The 1406-nt window shown below is 47.6% G+C and carries 2 protein-coding genes; both read left to right on the top strand.

All coding sequences use genetic code 11. From position 1 onward, the window contains the following. A partial coding sequence (locus FTO68_RS11805) for a DUF1670 domain-containing protein (RefSeq protein WP_255333611.1) occupies window positions 1-853 on the top strand: 853 nt, incomplete at its 5' end. Continuing rightward, window positions 850-1406: DUF1670 domain-containing protein (locus tag FTO68_RS11800; RefSeq protein WP_255333610.1), on the top strand; the 557-nt coding region annotated here is incomplete at its 3' end. The genes FTO68_RS11805 and FTO68_RS11800, both read left to right, overlap by 4 nt.

Below are 1406 nucleotides of genomic sequence, written 5' to 3'. Positions count from 1 at the left end.
TTTGGTCAAACCATATGGAATCGAGGATGCACTAATGCCTGTTGCTGGAGAAGATACCAAATCCCTATTAAACGCCTGGAAGAAAACCAATGAACAAGAACTCTTCAATAACCTCAAAATCGACTATGGTTTTTCTCAGGCTCTTTCCCGGTCACTGGTTCATCTGATGTATGAACATATCGAAACCAACTATGGTAATCTCCGGGGAGACGCACAGATCATCTATCATGCTGTAAGTGAACAAGAGCCGCCAGGAAAGTCTCTTGACCAACTTCGTCTTGTTCCTGTATCTCTCACCATCTCTCATCCAGAAGATGCAGCAATTCTCCGGGAGCAGGGTGTTCCTGGGCTCCGAAAACACAAGCTCCTTCGGTTTGCAAATGAAGCATATGATCAGGGTGGTCTTCTCATCCAGGAGGATCTCGCGTTACTCCTCACAACCAGTATTCGGACAATACAACGGGATATGCAGGAGATGCGGAACCAAGGTATTGTTGTACCAACTCGTGGCGAGATCCAGGATATCGGACCCACTGTATCTCATAAAACCAAAATCATTGAGCTGTACCTCAAAGGATATGAATACACCGAGATCGAACAGCGTACCCGTCATACAGGCGACTCTATTAAGCGATATATCACTGGATTTTCGAAGGTTATTCTGCTCTCAGACAAGGGATATAACCGCCTCCAGATCAGAGAGCTGACAAACCTCTCTGAGAAGGTTATTGATGAGTATCTGGCATTATATGCAACATATAAAGAGATCGGAGCTGATCGGATCGCCCAGATCACCGCCTCATCCGGGAAAGAGTTCGAGGTGAAAAAAGGGGGTCGGGGGGACAGCCTGTGACATCCGTCGCACCATCTCCTGGAAAGGGCATTCAGGGTGAGATTAAACATCTCCTTGAAGAGCAGTATTCGTTCGTTGGCGGCGACAGGGTGCAAAATATGCTGATCGAGGATCTGATCAGGATCTTCCAGCAGTATTCCCGGGATCCCTGGAATCTGGAAATGGGAGAGACTCTCTGGTTTGCTGTCCATATGGATGAAAAACCCGGTCCCGGAAAGAAACTTGCACAGATGAGAGTTGTTCCCGTAATCCTCTCAGTGACTCACGAAGATGATAAAAAGTTACGAGCAAACGGCTATTCTGCCAAAGAGGTCCGAAGATACCGTGTTGCCCGATTGTTACGTGAGGCATATAGACAGAAAGGTGTCTTGACTCAGGCCGATGTTGCTGAGCTGATCGGGGTGAGCGCTGGAACGATTGGAAAGGATATCCGGGAATATCAGGCTGAACATGGGGTTATCCTGCCCTATCGTGGGACAATCCATGATATCGGTCCATCGCTCACGCATAAGAAAGTGATTATCGAGAAGTTCCTCCAGAACATTCCAACACC

Source organism: Methanocalculus taiwanensis, from assembly GCF_024372745.1.
GTDB classification, from domain to species: domain Archaea; phylum Halobacteriota; class Methanomicrobia; order Methanomicrobiales; family Methanocorpusculaceae; genus Methanocalculus; species Methanocalculus taiwanensis.
This window is presented reverse-complemented; position numbering and strand designations above follow the sequence as displayed.